14 protein-coding genes are annotated in these 14,612 nt (G+C 63.9%); all 14 read left to right on the top strand.

The annotated features are described in order from the left end of the window. Positions 1 to 121 precede the first annotated feature (121 nt). The 14 genes from ACF8EF_RS02785 (at position 122) to fliM (ending at position 14,597) form a co-directional block, all read left to right on the top strand. Entirely contained in the window at positions 122 to 1,339 is a 1,218-nt protein-coding gene (locus ACF8EF_RS02785) for a PAS domain-containing sensor histidine kinase (protein ID WP_176685400.1), read from the top strand. Further along, complete coding sequence (locus tag ACF8EF_RS02780) at positions 1,339 to 2,694, top strand: sigma-54 dependent transcriptional regulator (protein ID WP_103462202.1); 1,356 nt, start codon at positions 1,339 to 1,341, stop codon at positions 2,692 to 2,694. Before ACF8EF_RS02785 ends, ACF8EF_RS02780 begins: the two co-directional genes overlap by 1 nt. Before the next feature lie 263 nt (positions 2,695 to 2,957). Beyond that, on the top strand, positions 2,958 to 3,290 hold the full coding sequence (gene fliE / locus ACF8EF_RS02775; protein WP_176685401.1) for a flagellar hook-basal body complex protein FliE: 333 nt from the start codon (positions 2,958 to 2,960) through the stop codon (positions 3,288 to 3,290). 15 nt (positions 3,291 to 3,305) lie between these two features. After that, complete coding sequence (fliF, locus tag ACF8EF_RS02770; RefSeq protein WP_392461863.1) at positions 3,306 to 5,084, top strand: flagellar basal-body MS-ring/collar protein FliF; 1,779 nt, start codon at positions 3,306 to 3,308, stop codon at positions 5,082 to 5,084. Beyond that, positions 5,077 to 6,096: a flagellar motor switch protein FliG gene (fliG, locus tag ACF8EF_RS02765; protein WP_003254434.1), complete on the top strand. Its 1,020-nt coding sequence runs from the start codon at positions 5,077 to 5,079 to the stop codon at positions 6,094 to 6,096. The genes fliF and fliG overlap by 8 nt, the downstream gene beginning before the upstream one ends. A 162-nt stretch (positions 6,097 to 6,258) precedes the next feature. Then, positions 6,259 to 7,053, top strand: coding sequence for a flagellar assembly protein FliH (gene fliH / locus ACF8EF_RS02760; RefSeq protein ID WP_392461861.1), 795 nt, complete (start codon positions 6,259 to 6,261; stop codon positions 7,051 to 7,053). Further along, the gene (fliI, locus tag ACF8EF_RS02755; protein WP_392461859.1) at positions 7,043 to 8,398 is read left to right on the top strand and encodes a flagellar protein export ATPase FliI; all 1,356 of its coding nucleotides are present in this window, start codon (positions 7,043 to 7,045) and stop codon (positions 8,396 to 8,398) included. Before fliH ends, fliI begins: the two co-directional genes overlap by 11 nt. Before the next feature lie 6 nt (positions 8,399 to 8,404). Then, positions 8,405 to 8,857, top strand: coding sequence for a flagellar export protein FliJ (gene fliJ, locus ACF8EF_RS02750; protein ID WP_103462206.1), 453 nt, complete (start codon positions 8,405 to 8,407; stop codon positions 8,855 to 8,857). Between the two features lie 308 nt (positions 8,858 to 9,165). Further along, on the top strand, positions 9,166 to 9,471 hold the full coding sequence (locus tag ACF8EF_RS02745; protein ID WP_176685404.1) for an STAS domain-containing protein: 306 nt from the start codon (positions 9,166 to 9,168) through the stop codon (positions 9,469 to 9,471). A gap of 8 nt (positions 9,472 to 9,479) precedes the next feature. After that, on the top strand, positions 9,480 to 11,171 hold the full coding sequence (locus tag ACF8EF_RS02740; RefSeq protein WP_392461857.1) for a SpoIIE family protein phosphatase: 1,692 nt from the start codon (positions 9,480 to 9,482) through the stop codon (positions 11,169 to 11,171). A 48-nt stretch (positions 11,172 to 11,219) separates the two neighbouring features. Next, positions 11,220 to 11,567: an Hpt domain-containing protein gene (locus ACF8EF_RS02735; RefSeq protein ID WP_004577674.1), complete on the top strand. Its 348-nt coding sequence runs from the start codon at positions 11,220 to 11,222 to the stop codon at positions 11,565 to 11,567. A 71-nt stretch (positions 11,568 to 11,638) separates the two neighbouring features. Further along, entirely contained in the window at positions 11,639 to 12,904 is a 1,266-nt protein-coding gene (locus ACF8EF_RS02730) for a flagellar hook-length control protein FliK (protein WP_392461856.1), read from the top strand. Between the two features lie 217 nt (positions 12,905 to 13,121). Further along, on the top strand, positions 13,122 to 13,619 hold the full coding sequence (gene fliL, locus ACF8EF_RS02725) for a flagellar basal body-associated protein FliL (protein ID WP_176685407.1): 498 nt from the start codon (positions 13,122 to 13,124) through the stop codon (positions 13,617 to 13,619). A 9-nt stretch (positions 13,620 to 13,628) separates the two neighbouring features. Continuing rightward, entirely contained in the window at positions 13,629 to 14,597 is a 969-nt protein-coding gene (gene fliM / locus ACF8EF_RS02720; RefSeq protein ID WP_021785186.1) for a flagellar motor switch protein FliM, read from the top strand. Positions 14,598 to 14,612 lie beyond the last annotated feature (15 nt).

Raw genomic sequence — 14,612 nt, 5'->3', positions numbered from 1 at the left:
ATCCTGTGGGAGCGGGCGTGCCCGCGAAGAGGCCGGCACAAATCCCTATCTCCGGCACGGCTATTGCTACACCGCTGGCAACACACCGTTTTTATGACGGTCAGCCACGCGAGAGAGCACGATGCCCCAGGCCGCCCACGTATCACGAGCCCCTGATCAGCAGGGGCAAACCCCGGTCGCGCAGGACAGCGGCCAGGGTATCGCGCAAGCCTTTGCCCTGTTCAATCAGGTGTCCAGCCAGCTGAGCCAGTCCTACAGCCTGCTCGAAGCCCGGGTCAGTGAGCTCAAGGGTGAGCTGGCCGTGGTCAGCGCCCAGCGCATCGACGAACTGAGTGAGAAGGAACGCCTGGCCAACCGCCTGCAGAACCTGCTGGACTTGCTGCCCGGTGGGGTGATCGTGATCGACGGCCAGGGCCTGGTGCGCGAAGCCAACCCGGCCGCCTGCGAGTTGCTCGGCGAGCCCCTGATTGGCCAATTGTGGCGCCAGGTGATCGCCCGTAGCTTTGCCCCGCGCAAGGACGACGGCCACGAAGTCTCGCTGCGCGACGGTCGCCGCCTGTCGATCGCCACCCGCTCGCTGGATGCCGAGCCTGGCCAGTTGGTGCTGCTCAACGACCTGACTGAAACCCGTCGCCTCCAGGATCAACTGGCTCGCCATGAGCGGCTGTCGTCCTTGGGGCGCATGGTTGCCTCGCTGGCCCATCAGATTCGCACGCCGCTGTCGGCAGCCATGCTGTATGCCAGCCACCTGGCCGATAGCGAGCAAGCACTGAGCGCGGAAACCCGGCAGCGCTTCGCCGCGACCTTGAAGGAGCGCCTGCACGAGCTGGAACACCAGGTGCGCGACATGCTGGTGTTTGCCCGTGGCGAGTTGCCACTGGGGGATCGGGTGACCCCGAAAGCGCTGTTCCAGGCCCTGCAACAGGCGGCCCAGGCACATGTGCAGGGGCATGCCGTGCGCTGGCAGTGCGACAGTCATCTGGGCGAGTTGCTGTGCAACCGCGACACTCTGGTCGGCGCCTTGCTCAACCTGATTGAAAATGCCCTGCAGGCCAGCGATGGCCCGGCACGGCTGAAGGTGCACCTGTACCGCCGCGAACGTAGCTTGCACCTGTGTGTCAGCGATGCCGGCAGCGGCATCGATGCAGGCTTGCTCGGCCGTTTGGGCGAGCCTTTCCTTACCACCAAGGCCACCGGTACCGGCCTGGGCCTGGCCGTGGTCAAGGCGGTGGTGCGTGCGCATCAGGGCACGATCAACCTGCGCTCGAAAGTCGGCCGTGGTACCTGCGTGCGGGTAGAACTGCCGTTGATCGACGGGCAATTGGCGGAGGGGGTGTAATGGCAATCAAGGTGCTGCTGGTCGAGGATGACCGCGTATTGCGCCAGGCGCTGGGCGATACTCTGGAAATCGGCGGGTTCGCCTATCAGGCGGTGGGCAGTGCCGAAGAAGCGCTGGAGGCCGTACTGGATGACGCGTTCAGCCTGGTAGTCAGTGACGTCAACATGCCCGGTATGGACGGGCACCAGTTGCTCAGCCAGCTGCGCCGCCAGCAGCCACAGTTGCCGGTGCTGTTGATGACGGCGCATGCTGCTGTCGAGCGTGCGGTCGAGGCCATGCGTCAAGGCGCCGCCGACTACCTGGTCAAGCCGTTCGAGCCCAAGGCGCTGCTCAGCCTCGTGGAGCGGCATGCCGCCGGGCGGGTCACCGGCGAAGAAGGGCCGGTGGCTTGCGAGCCGGCCAGTCGCCAGTTGCTGGAGCTGGCGGCCCGTGTGGCGCGCAGTGACTCGACCGTGCTGATTTCCGGCGAGTCCGGTACTGGCAAGGAAGTGCTGGCGCGCTACATTCACCAGCAATCGCCGCGTGCGGCGCAGCCCTTCGTGGCGATCAATTGCGCGGCGATCCCCGACAACATGCTCGAGGCCACCCTGTTCGGCCACGAGAAGGGCGCCTTCACCGGCGCTATCGCGGCTCAGGCAGGCAAGTTCGAGCAGGCCGAAGGCGGCACCCTGCTGCTCGACGAAATCTCGGAAATGCCCATGGCCTTGCAGGCCAAGCTGCTGCGTGTGCTGCAGGAGCGCGAGGTGGAGCGGGTAGGCGGGCGCAAGCCGATCAGCCTGGACATTCGGGTGCTGGCCACCACCAACCGCGACCTGGCCGGCGAGGTGGCGGCCGGGCGCTTCCGCGAAGACCTGTACTACCGCCTGTCGGTGTTCCCGCTGGCCTGGCGCCCGCTGCGTGAGCGGCCGGGCGATATCCTGCAGTTGGCCGAGCGCCTGCTGGCGCGCCATGTGGCCAAGATGAAGCATGCCCCGGTGCGCCTCTCGCCAGCGGCTCGGGCCTGCCTGCAGGCATATGCCTGGCCGGGCAACGTGCGCGAACTGGACAACGCCCTGCAGCGGGCGTTGATTCTGCAGCAGGGGGGCGTGATCGAGGCGGCGGATTTTTGTCTGGCAGGCGCCATTCCATTGTCGGCTGGCACCGAGCCATCTCTTGAGGTGGTTGCTGATGCTGGCGGCTTGGGGGATGACATGCGTCGCCACGAGTACCAGATGATCATCGACACCCTGCGCGCCGAACGCGGCCGCCGCAAAGAGGCGGCCGAACGCCTGGGCATCAGCCCGCGCACGTTGCGCTACAAGCTGGCACAGATGCGCGATGCCGGGTTTGACGTCGAGGCCAGCCTGTTCGGCTGACAGGCAAATCATCTGCAACTGGCGCGGACCTCTGTGGGAGCGGCCTTGCGTCGCGATAGGGGCGCAAAGCGGCCCCGGCGATCTTTGCGGCGGAGCTGAAGACCTGGGGCCGCTTCGCGCCCCTATCGCGACGCAAGGCCGCTCCCACAGGAATTGTGTGATCCCTGGGAAATGAGTCGCGAAGGCTGGCACCTTTGTTGCTTTAGGTAGGTCATTCGCCGCATGACTGTCAAAAAAATGCGGCCGCAGGAGAGAGAAGGGTCATGAGCCAAGGTGTTGAATTCAATCGTCTGATGTTGGACATGCGGGCCATGCAGGCCGATGCCATGTCGCTGCCCAAGGCAACCGTTGCCCCAGAGCTGGCGCCGGGGCAAAGTACCTTCGCCGACATGCTCGGCCAGGCCATCGGCAAGGTGCATGAGACGCAGCAGGCCTCGACCCAACTGGCCAACGCGTTCGAAATCGGCAAGAGCGGCGTCGACCTGACTGACGTGATGATCGCTTCGCAAAAGGCCAGCGTGTCGATGCAAGCCATGACCCAGGTACGCAACAAGCTGGTCCAGGCGTACCAGGACATCATGCAGATGCCGGTTTGAGGACGGATGTAACCCATGGCTGAAGCAGTCGTCGAAAACGCCCCCGCCAAAGCTGGCTCGCCAGCGGCCAAGCCGCCGCTGTTTGGCATGGCGTTTCTGGAAAATATCTCGCAGATGCCCATGCTGCGCCAGATCGGCCTCATGGTCGGCCTGGCGGCCAGCGTGGCCATCGGCTTTGCCGTGGTGCTGTGGTCGCAACAACCCGATTACCGTCCGTTGTACGGCAGCCTGTCGGGCATGGACACCAAGCAGGTCATGGACACCCTGGCCGCTGCTGACATCCTCTATAACGTGGAGCCCAACTCGGGGGCCCTGCTGGTCAAGGCCGACGACCTCTCCCGTGCGCGCCTGAAACTGGCAGCCGCCGGCGTGGCGCCGAGCGACGGCAATGTCGGCTTCGAGCTGCTCGACAAGGAGCAGGGCCTGGGCACCAGCCAGTTCATGGAAACCACTCGCTACCGCCGCAGCCTGGAAGGCGAACTGGCCCGTACCGTTTCCAGCCTCAACAACGTCAAGGCCGCGCGTGTGCACCTGGCCATCCCGAAAAGTTCGGTGTTCGTGCGTGATGAACGCAAGCCCAGCGCCTCGGTACTGGTCGAGCTGTACCCAGGCCGCGCACTGGAAGCCGGGCAGGTGATGGCCATCGTCAACCTGGTCGCCACCAGCGTGCCGGAACTGGACAAGTCCCAGGTCACCGTCGTCGACCAGAAGGGCAACCTGCTGTCCGATCAGATTCAGGATTCCGCGCTGACCCAGGCTGGCAAGCAGTTCGACTACAGTCGCCGGGTGGAAAGCATGCTTACCCAGCGCGTGCACAATATCCTGCAGCCGGTGCTGGGCAACGACCGCTACAAGGCCGAAGTGTCCGCGGACCTCGACTTCAGCACGGTCGAGTCCACCTCCGAACAGTTCAACCCCGATCAGCCGGCGTTGCGCAGCGAGCAGTCAGTCGACGAACAGCGTGCCAGCAGCCAAGGCCCGCAAGGCGTGCCTGGCGCGCTGAGCAACCAGCCGCCAGGCGCCGCTTCGGCACCGCAGACCACCGGTGGCGCGGCTACCCCGGCTGCTGCCATTCAGCCTGGCCAACCGCTGGTGGATGCCAACGGCCAGCAGATCATGGACCCGGCCACCGGCCAGCCGATGCTCGCGCCGTACCCGTCAGACAAACGTCAGCAAAGCACCAAGAACTTCGAGCTGGACCGTTCCATCAGCCACACTCGCCAGCAGCAGGGGCGCATGACCCGTCTGTCGGTAGCGGTGGTGGTGGACGACCAGGTCAAGATCGACCCGGCCACTGGCGATACCACACGTGCGCCATGGGGCGCCGAGGACCTGGCGCGCTTTACCCGCCTGGTGCAGGACGCAGTCGGCTTCGATGCCAGCCGTGGCGACAGCGTGACGGTGATCAACGTGCCGTTCGCCGCCGACCGTGGCGAGGAAATCGCCGACATCGCCTTCTACCAGCAGCCCTGGTTCTGGGATATCGTCAAGCAAGTGCTGGGCGTGGTGTTCATCCTGGTGCTGGTGTTCGGCGTGCTGCGGCCAGTGCTGAACAACATTACCGGGGGCGGCAAGCAGGCTGCCCCGGATAGCGACATGGAGCTGGGCGGCATGATGGGTCTGGATGGCGAACTGGCCAACGACCGCGTCAGCCTGGGTGGCCCGACAAGCATTCTGCTGCCTAGCCCGAGCGAGGGTTACGAGGCACAGCTCAACGCAATCAAAGGCCTGGTGGCCGAAGACCCGGGCCGTGTGGCCCAGGTCGTGAAAGACTGGATCAACGCCGATGAGTGATAACCGAGCCGTTACCGCCAAGCTGAGCCGCGTCGACAAGGCGGCGATCCTCCTGCTCTCGCTGGGCGAGACCGATGCGGCCCAGGTGCTGCGGCACATGGGCCCGAAGGAAGTGCAGCGGGTAGGTGTGGCCATGGCGCAGATGGGCAATGTGCACCGTGACCAGGTCGAACAGGTGATGAGCGAGTTTGTCGACATCGTCGGCGACCAGACCAGCCTGGGTGTCGGGTCTGATGCGTACATCCGCAAGATGCTCAACCAGGCCCTGGGCGAGGACAAGGCCAATGGCCTGGTCGACCGCATCCTGCTCGGCGGCAATACCAGCGGCCTGGACAGCCTCAAGTGGATGGAGCCGCGTGCCGTGGCCGACGTGATCCGCTACGAGCACCCGCAGATCCAGGCCATCGTGGTCGCCTACCTCGACCCGGACCAGGCCGGTGAAGTGCTGAGCAACTTCGACCACAAGGTGCGCCTGGACATCGTCCTGCGCGTGTCATCGCTGAACACCGTGCAGCCGGCGGCGCTGAAGGAGCTGAACCAGATCCTCGAGAAGCAGTTCTCGGGCAACTCCAACGCCGCGCGCACCACCCTGGGTGGTATCAAGCGTGCTGCCGACATCATGAACTTCCTCGACAGCTCGGTGGAAGGCGCACTGATGGACGCGATCCGCGAAATCGACAGCGACCTGTCGGAGCAGATCGAAGACTTGATGTTTGTCTTCAACAACCTGGCCGACGTCGACGACCGAGGCATCCAGGCGCTGTTGCGCGAAGTGTCCTCCGACGTGTTGGTGGTGTCGCTCAAGGGCGCCGACGAGCGGGTCAAGGACAAGATCTTCAAGAACATGTCCAAACGTGCTTCGGAACTGCTGCGTGACGATCTGGAGGCCAAAGGGCCGGTACGGGTCAGCGACGTGGAAACCGCGCAGAAAGAAATCCTCACCATTGCCCGGCGCATGGCCGAGGCCGGCGAGATCGTGCTCGGCGGCAAGGGCGCCGAGGAAATGATCTAAGGTATTCGCGACCCCATAGCCGACGCCGCCTTTTGTAGGCGCGGGTTTACCCGCGAAGGCGTCGGTCCTGGCAATCGAGGTTGTCGCTGCCGACGCATTCGCGGGTGAACCCGCTCCTACAAGGGACCGTGTCGGCCGAACATGGTTTGAGAACATGACAGCATGCCCACCAAAGAACACCACCCCAGCGACCTGATCCGCGCCCGCGACCTCGAGGGCGTGGACGTGTGGGCGTTGCCCAGCTTCGACCCGGAACCGGAGCCTGCGCCCGAGCCGGAACCGGAGCCCGAGGTCATCGAGGAAGAAATCGAGGAAGTGCCGCTGGAAGAAGTCCAGCCACTGACCCTGGAAGAGCTCGAAGCCATCCGCCAGGAGGCCTACAACGAGGGTTTCGCCACCGGTGAGCGCGAGGGCTTCCACAGCACCCAGCTCAAGGTCCGGCAGGAGGCTGAAGAGGCCCTGAAGGCCAAGCTGGACAGCCTCGAGCGGCTGATGGCCAACCTGATGGAGCCGATTGCCGAGCAGGACAAGCAAATCGAGAAGTCGCTGGTCCACCTGGTAGCGCACATGACTCGCCAGGTGATCGGCCGCGAGCTGCGCAACGATTCCAGCCAGATCACTCAGGTGCTGCGCGAAGCGCTCAAGCTGCTGCCCATGGGCGCGGACAATATCCGCATCCACCTCAATCCGCAGGATTTCGAGCTGGCCAAAGCCCTGCGCGAACGCCATGAGGAGAACTGGCGGCTGCTGGAAGACAGTGCGCTGCTGCCGGGTGGTTGCCGCATCGAGACGGCCCACAGCCGCATCGATGCCACCATGGAAACGCGTATCGAAAAAGCGGTGGCGCAGCTGTTCGACCAGTTGCATGACCAATCCCTGCACCCGGCGGCGCCAGACATGTCGACAGACCTGGATGCGCCGGTCGAGCGTACCGTGGACAGCCCAGATGCACCTTGAGCGCACCAGCTTCGGCAAGCGCCTGGGCACTTACGCTGAGGCCATTGCGCTGCCGGCCCGGCCAATCGTCGAAGGCCGCTTGCTGCGTATGGTCGGCCTCACCCTGGAAGCCGAAGGCCTGCGCGCTGCAGTGGGCAGCCGTTGCCTGGTGATCAACGACGACAGTTATCACCCGGTGCAGGTCGAGGCCGAAGTCATGGGCTTTGCCGGGCCCAAGGTGTTTCTGATGCCGGTGGGCAGCATCGTCGGCATCGCTCCGGGGGCCCGGGTAGTGCCGTTGGATGACGGTGGCCGCCTGCCCATGGGCATGAGCATGCTGGGCCGGGTGCTCGACGGCGCCGGCCGCGCGCTGGATGGTAAGGGCGGGATGAAGGCCGAGGACTGGGTGCCGATGGACGGCCCGGTGATCAACCCGCTCAACCGCGACCCTATCAGCAAGCCGCTGGATGTGGGTATTCGCAGTATCAACGGCCTGCTTACCGTCGGCCGTGGCCAGCGGCTAGGCCTGTTTGCCGGTACCGGGGTGGGTAAGTCGGTGTTGCTGGGCATGATGACCCGCTTCACCGAAGCCGAGATCATCGTGGTCGGCCTGATCGGTGAGCGGGGGCGCGAGGTGAAGGAGTTCATCGAGCATATCCTCGGTGAGGAGGGCCTCAAGCGCTCGGTGGTGGTGGCTTCGCCGGCCGACGATGCGCCACTGATGCGCCTGCGTGCCGCCATGTATTGCACACGCATTGCCGAGTACTTCCGCGACAAAGGCAAGAATGTGCTGTTGCTGATGGACTCGTTGACCCGTTTCGCCCAGGCCCAGCGGGAAATTGCCCTGGCCATCGGCGAGCCGCCGGCCACCCGTGGTTACCCGCCCTCGGTGTTTGCCAAGCTGCCAAAACTGGTCGAGCGGGCAGGCAATGGCGAACCTGGCGGTGGTTCGATCACTGCGTTCTATACCGTGCTGTCCGAAGGCGACGACCAGCAAGACCCGATCGCCGACTCGGCGCGGGGCGTGCTAGACGGCCACTTTGTGCTGTCGCGTCGGCTGGCTGAGGAAGGCCATTACCCGGCCATCGACATCGAAGCGTCGATCAGTCGGGTCATGCCCCAAGTGGTCGATGCCGACCACTTGCGCCAGGCGCAGAAGTTCAAGCAACTGTGGTCGCGTCTGTCGCAAAGCCGCGACCTGATCAGCGTGGGTGCCTATGTGGCCGGCGGTGATCCGGAGACCGACCTGGCCATTGCCTTGCAATCGAAGCTGGTGGAGTTCCTGCGCCAGGGCCTGCGCGAGAACGTGGGCATGGCGCAGAGCCGCGAACAGCTGGGGGCGATTTTCACGCCCCCGGCAGGTTGATAAGCCATGGCGCAGCCCGGACGTGCCGCGCGCCTGGCGCCGGTGGTGGACATGGCCGAAGAGGCCGAGCGCAAGGCGGCTCAGCGGCTTGGTCATTTTCAGCAGCAGGTGGCCACGGCCCAGGCCAAGCTGGCCGAGCTGGAGCGCTTTCGCGAGGATTACCAGTTGCAGTGGATCAACCGTGGCGGGCAAGGGGTCAATGGTAGCTGGCTGGTCAATTACCAGCGTTTTCTCGGGCAGCTGGAAACGGCCATGACCCAGCAGCGCCAGAGCCTGGTCTGGCACCAGAACAACCTCAATAACGCGCGTGGTACCTGGCAGCAGGCCTATGCCCGGGTGGAGGGTTTGCGCAAGCTGGTGCAGCGCTACCAGGACGAGGCCCGGCGCGCTGAAGACAAGCGTGAGCAGCGCTTGCTGGATGAGCTGTCGCAGCGCCTGCCGCGGCAAAACCATCTATAGGTGTTCGCCGCAGGCCTTGCAGCGGAATAATTGGCCCGAAACAAATGAGAGGTCTTGCCCGCGAATGCGGTGGCGGCTGCGACGGTGTATGACCGGGTATATTGGCTGGCAGGTCCGGCCTATTCGCGGGTGAACCCGCTCCTGCCACGGTATTGGGCGACACCACCGATTGATGTAGGAGCGGGTTTACCCGCGAAGAGGCCGGCACAGGCCATCAACGCCATGAGCCTGCATCCGCTTGCCACCCCCACCTTCGCCTGCTAAACCTTAAAGCAGTTGCATCCGCCATCATCGAAGGAATCGCTAGCATGGCAGTCGAGACTGATTTTTCGCAGGACGGGAAAAAGCTGACCATCAAGATCAAGGGGCGCTTCGATTTCGGCAAGCATCAGGAGTTTCGCGAAGCGTACGAACGCCAGCCCGGGCGGCCGGATTCGGTGGTCGTCGACCTGAAGGATACCACCTACCTCGACAGCTCCGCGCTTGGCATGCTGCTGTTGCTGCGCGACCACGCGGGCGGTGATGAGTCGGACGTGCGGGTGGTGCATGCCAGCTCCGACGTGCGCAAGATTCTCGCCATCTCCAATTTCGAAAAACTCTTCGATATCAGTTGAGCGCCGACATGCCGGCCGAACAGGCGTTGACCGTGCTGGTCGCCGAAGACAGTGCTGTCGATCGCCTGCTGCTTTCGCAGATCGTGCGCCGCCAGGGGCATCAGGTATTCACTGCGGAGAACGGCGAGCAAGCGGTAGCGCTGTTCATCGAACGGCGCCCTCAACTGGTGCTGCTGGACGCCCTGATGCCGGTCATGGATGGCTTCGAGGCGGCGCGGCAGATCAAGGCATTGGCTGGCGAGGCGCTGGTGCCGATCATTTTCCTGACTTCGCTGAATGAAGAGGAAGGCCTGGTGCGTTGCCTTGAGGCGGGGGGCGATGATTTCATGGCCAAGCCCTACAGCGCGGTGATCCTCGCTGCCAAGATCCGCGCCATGGACCGTCTGCGCCGGTTACAGGCTACCGTGCTGGCGCAGCGCGACCAGATCACACGGCATCACCATCACCTGCTTAACGAGCAGCGGGTGGCCAAGGCGGTGTTCGACAAAGTGGCCCACTCTGGATGCCTTTCTGCGCCCAACATTCGCTACCTGCAATCGCCTTACGCGCTGTTCAATGGCGACCTGATGCTGGCGGCATTTACCCCGGCCGGCGACATGCGTGTGCTGCTCGGCGATTTCACCGGTCACGGCCTGCCGGCCGCGGTCGGCACCTTGCCGATGGCTGAGGTGTTCTACGGCATGACCGCCAAGGGCCACGGCATGGCGCAGATCCTGCGCGAGATGAATGCCAAGCTCAAGCGCATCCTGCCGGTAGACATGTTCTGCTGTGCGCTGCTGCTCAACCTCAGCATGCAGCGCGGCACGGTGGAGGTGTGGAATGGCGGTATGCCCGATGGGTATCGCCTGTCGGTGGATGGCCAGGTGCTGTCGGTACTGAGTTCGCGGCACCTGCCGCTGGGCATTTTGGCCGCTGAGCGCTTCGATGACAGCACTGAGGTGTTGCCGCTGGCACCGGACGAGCGCCTGTTGCTGCTGTCGGATGGTGTGCTCGATACCGCCGACGACCAGGAACGCCTGTTTGGCGTGCAGCGCCTGCGAGCGGTACTGGCCGACAACCGCGACCCTGTGCAGTTGTTCGACGAGCTGATGCTGGCCCTGGAGCGTTTTGGGGGGCAGCCACGCGATGACATCAGCTTGTGCGACATTCGCATGTTCACTGCCGAGGAGCGGGTGTCAGCACCGATGATCTACTCTGACAGCGGCCGTTCCAGCCCGTTGGACTGGTCGCTGGGCTTCGAGGTGCGCGGCGAAAGCCTCAAGCGCTTCAATCCTGTGCCGTACCTGGTGCAGTTATTGCAGGAAATTCATGGCCTGCGCGCACGTACGGGCAACCTGCACAGTGTGCTTAGCGAGTTGTATTCCAATGCGCTGGAGCATGGTGTGCTGGGCCTGGACTCGCAGCTCAAGCGCGATGTGCAAGGCTTTACCGACTATTACCAGGAGCGCGCCCGGCGCCTGGGCTCGCTGACCGAAGGCTTTGTAAGCATCGATTTCAAGGTTGAACCGCATGGCGGCGGTGGGCGTCTGATGATCGAGGTGCGCGACAGCGGTGCCGGCTTTGACGTGCAGCGAGTGCTGGCGCGGCCTTCGCCGGATCAGGGGCTGAGCGGTCGCGGTCTGAATCTGGTGAGGCAGTTGGCCAGTGATGCGCACTGGAGTGAGGGCGGGCGTTGCGCGCATGTGGAGTTCGTATGGTGAGCCGCTGGTTGGCTCGGGCATAATCTGGCTTGATCAAGGAGTGAACAAGTGACTGACATGCATATTGACCACAAGGTACTCAGTGACCTGCGTGAGGTCATGGAAGATGGCTACCTGCAGTTGGTGCAGACTTTTCTCGATGACTCAGAGCGGCGTCTTGGGCAGTTGCATGCGGCCAAAAGCGCCGAGGAGCTTGGCGCGGCGGCTCACAGTTTCAAGGGCAGCAGCAGCAACATGGGCGCTGTGGCCTTGGCCAGCCTGTGTCAACAGCTCGAAGAGCGCGCGCGGCGGCCCCCGTTGTACGGTATTGAAGACTTGATCAGCCGCATCGACATGGAGTTCGTCGTGGTGCAGCACTTTTACCGTGGTGAGCAGCAGCGTATTTCCGCAGGTTGATACGTGAGTTGGCGCGAGTCTTGCCTGTCTCTGTCTCGACGATTTTTTGTTTCTGGCGCGGAGACCGCTCGATGCCTGTCGCACCTAACCCATTGTTGCAAGCCAATGCCCTCGGCAAAACCACGCGTTCGGCCACCGTGCAGGCGGACAAGCCGCTGCAGGCGCAGGGCGACAAGGGCGATGCCTTTGGCCAGATGATGGCCAGGCAGGGCCGCGACAAGGTTGCAGGGCAGGATGACAAGGTCGCTCCGGCCAAGCCCAAGGACAAGCCTGATGCGGCAACGGGCGGCAAGAAAGACCCGGCTGGCAAGGCTGCAGTTGCCGATGACGGCAACAAGTTGCCAGAAGGCGATTCGGCCCAGGCCGATGCGGGTGTGCGCGACGCCAGCCTGGTGGCTGGTCAGGTCACCGATGCCCAGCCTGGCGCGCAACTGATCCAGGCGCAGGCCGAGGCGGTGGCGCCAGTGCTTCAGGCGGCCACGGCGCAAAGCCAGGTTGCTGCGGCATTGCCTGAAGAGCCGTCTGCCGAGAAGGCCTTCGACCCGGATGCTGACCCCCTGGCCAACTTGCCGACCCTGCGCTTGGCGCTGGAGCACAGTGCCCAGGCCAAAGGTGGCACCTCGGCACATGCCCTTGATGCTGCCCAGGCTCAGGGCGAGGAAGGGCGGGCAGCCGTCAATACCTTGGCGAATCTGGTCGAGAATGCCGATGGCGAAAGCGCCGAGTCCGGTGACAAGGCCTTTGGCGCCTTGCTTGAAGACGGCCTTAAGGACACCAAGAGTGCCAGCAGCGACACCCGCGTCGATGATTTTGCCAACCGCCTGGCCAACCTGACCCAGGCGGCCACGGCCAAGACCGCCAACGCCGTACCGGCCAATGCGAGCCCGTTGCATCAGCCATTGCCGATGAACCAGAACGCTTGGGCCGAGGGCCTGGTCAACCGGGTCATGTACCTGTCCAGCCAGAACCTCAAGTCAGCTGATATCCAGCTGGAGCCGGCAGAACTCGGTCGCCTCGACATTCGCGTCAATGTTGCGGCGGATCAGGCCACCCAGGTTACCTTCATCAGCGGCCACGCCGGCGTACGTGACGCCCTCGACAGCCAGGTGCACCGCTTGCGCGAACTGTTTGCCCAGCAGGGGTTGGCGCAGCCGGATGTCAACGTCGCTGACCAGTCGCGCGAGCAGCAACAGCAGCAGGGGCAGGCGCAGGGCGGCAACCTGTCCGGGGTGGCGGCGCGCCGGGCCGAGCAGGGTGGGTCCGAGGCGGTCGACAGCGCCCGGCCTTTGGAGCAGCAGGTGGTTATCGGCGACAGTGCGGTCGATTACTACGCCTGATAACTGTTGGCCTGGGCTGGCTTCTTCGCGGGCACGCCCGCTTCCACAGGCATTTCGTTGATTTCGAACCCTGTGCGGTACCTGTGGGAGCGGGCGTGCCCGCGAAGAAGCCAGCACCGCAAACCTGCTGGAATCCATCCACTGCAAAATCTGGCATAACACTTGCTCAAGCCAAGCCATCCTCCCTTGAACCCCCGATGGACGACGGATTATTGGCATGGCGAAGAGCGAAGCAGTCAAAGACCCCGCCACTAAAGGCAAACTCAAGCTGATCCTGTTGGCCGTGGTAGGCCTGTTGCTGGCGATCGGCCTTTCGGTGGGCGCTACCTGGTTCATCATGCACAAGAGCGAGCCGGCTCCGGCCACCGAGGCTGCGGCCAGCAACGTCAAGCCAGCGGCGATCTACGAAGCGCTGACCCCGGCTTTCGTGGTCAACTTCAACCAGAACGGCCGTCAGCGCTACATGCAACTGAGCATCACCCTGCAGGCGCGTAACCAGGCCGACCTGGATGCGCTCAAGGTGCACATGCCGGTGATCCGCAACAACCTGGTGATGATGTTCTCCGGGCAAGGGTTCGACGCCCTGGCCAGCAGCCCGGTAGGGCAGGAGATGTTGCGCCAGAAGGCCACTGCGGTGGTCCAGGAAGTGGCGCAGAAGGAAGTCGGCAAGCCGGTCGTTGACCAGTTGCTGTTCACCAATTTCGTATTGCAGTAGGAGTCCGCAATGGCCGTACAGGACCTGCTGTCCCAGGATGAAATTGATGCCCTGTTGCACGGCGTCGACGACGGTCTGGTGCAGACCGAGAGCGCATCCGAGCCTGGCAGCATCAAAAGCTACGACCTGACCAGCCAGGATCGGATCGTACGGGGTCGCATGCCGACCCTGGAAATGATCAACGAACGCTTCGCCCGCTACACCCGTATCAGCATGTTCAACCTGCTACGCCGCTCCGCAGACGTGGCCGTGGGTGGTGTGCAGGTAATGAAGTTCGGTGAATACGTGCACTCGCTGTACGTACCCACCAGCCTCAACCTGGTCAAGATCAAGCCGCTACGCGGCACCTCGCTGTTCATCCTCGACGCCAAGCTGGTGTTCAAGCTGGTGGACAACTTCTTTGGCGGCGATGGCCGCCACGCCAAGATCGAGGGGCGCGAGTTCACCCCGACCGAACTGCGCGTGGTGCGCATGGTGCTGGACCAGTGTTTCGTCGACCTCAAGGAAGCCTGGCAGGCGATCATGCCGGTCACCTTCGAGTACATGAACTCCGAGGTCAACCCGGCCATGGCCAACATTGTCGGCCCCAGCGAGGCGGTGGTGGTGTCCACCTTCCACATCGAACTGGACGGCGGTGGTGGCGATCTGCATGTGACCATGCCGTACTCGATGATCGAGCCGGTGCGGGAAATGCTCGATGCCGGTTTCCAGTCGGATCTGGACGACCAGGACGAGCGCTGGGTCAAGGCCCTGCGCGAGGACGTGCTGGACGTGGCCGTGCCGATGAGCGCCACGGTCGCCCGGCGCCAACTGAAGTTGCGCGACATCTTGCACATGCAGCCGGGTGACGTGATTCCGGTCGAGCTGCCTGAGCACCTGGTGCTGCGCGCTAACGGGGTGCCCGCGTTCAAGGCGCGGCTGGGCTCGCACAAGGGCAACCTGGCCCTGCAGATCATCGACCCGATCGAACGCCGCTGACGGTGTGCCGGTCGC

It is taken from the genome of Pseudomonas sp. zjy_15, from assembly GCF_043101865.1.
Classification (GTDB): Bacteria; Pseudomonadota; Gammaproteobacteria; order Pseudomonadales; family Pseudomonadaceae; genus Aquipseudomonas; species Aquipseudomonas putida_Y.
Note: the sequence above shows the minus strand (reverse complement) of the source record. Positions and strands in the feature narration are given on the sequence as shown.

Coding starts and splice junctions, on each gene's coding strand:
- ACF8EF_RS02785 (WP_176685400.1), top strand. CDS start 122: ATGCCCCAGGCCGCCCACGTATCACGAGCCCCTGATCAGCAGGGGCAA.
- ACF8EF_RS02780 (WP_103462202.1), top strand. CDS start 1,339: ATGGCAATCAAGGTGCTGCTGGTCGAGGATGACCGCGTATTGCGCCAG.
- fliE (WP_176685401.1), top strand. CDS start 2,958: ATGAGCCAAGGTGTTGAATTCAATCGTCTGATGTTGGACATGCGGGCC.
- fliF (WP_392461863.1), top strand. CDS start 3,306: ATGGCTGAAGCAGTCGTCGAAAACGCCCCCGCCAAAGCTGGCTCGCCA.
- fliG (WP_003254434.1), top strand. CDS start 5,077: ATGAGTGATAACCGAGCCGTTACCGCCAAGCTGAGCCGCGTCGACAAG.
- fliH (WP_392461861.1), top strand. CDS start 6,259: ATGCCCACCAAAGAACACCACCCCAGCGACCTGATCCGCGCCCGCGAC.
- fliI (WP_392461859.1), top strand. CDS start 7,043: ATGCACCTTGAGCGCACCAGCTTCGGCAAGCGCCTGGGCACTTACGCT.
- fliJ (WP_103462206.1), top strand. CDS start 8,405: ATGGCGCAGCCCGGACGTGCCGCGCGCCTGGCGCCGGTGGTGGACATG.
- ACF8EF_RS02745 (WP_176685404.1), top strand. CDS start 9,166: ATGGCAGTCGAGACTGATTTTTCGCAGGACGGGAAAAAGCTGACCATC.
- ACF8EF_RS02740 (WP_392461857.1), top strand. CDS start 9,480: ATGCCGGCCGAACAGGCGTTGACCGTGCTGGTCGCCGAAGACAGTGCT.
- ACF8EF_RS02730 (WP_392461856.1), top strand. CDS start 11,639: ATGCCTGTCGCACCTAACCCATTGTTGCAAGCCAATGCCCTCGGCAAA.
- fliL (WP_176685407.1), top strand. CDS start 13,122: ATGGCGAAGAGCGAAGCAGTCAAAGACCCCGCCACTAAAGGCAAACTC.
- fliM (WP_021785186.1), top strand. CDS start 13,629: ATGGCCGTACAGGACCTGCTGTCCCAGGATGAAATTGATGCCCTGTTG.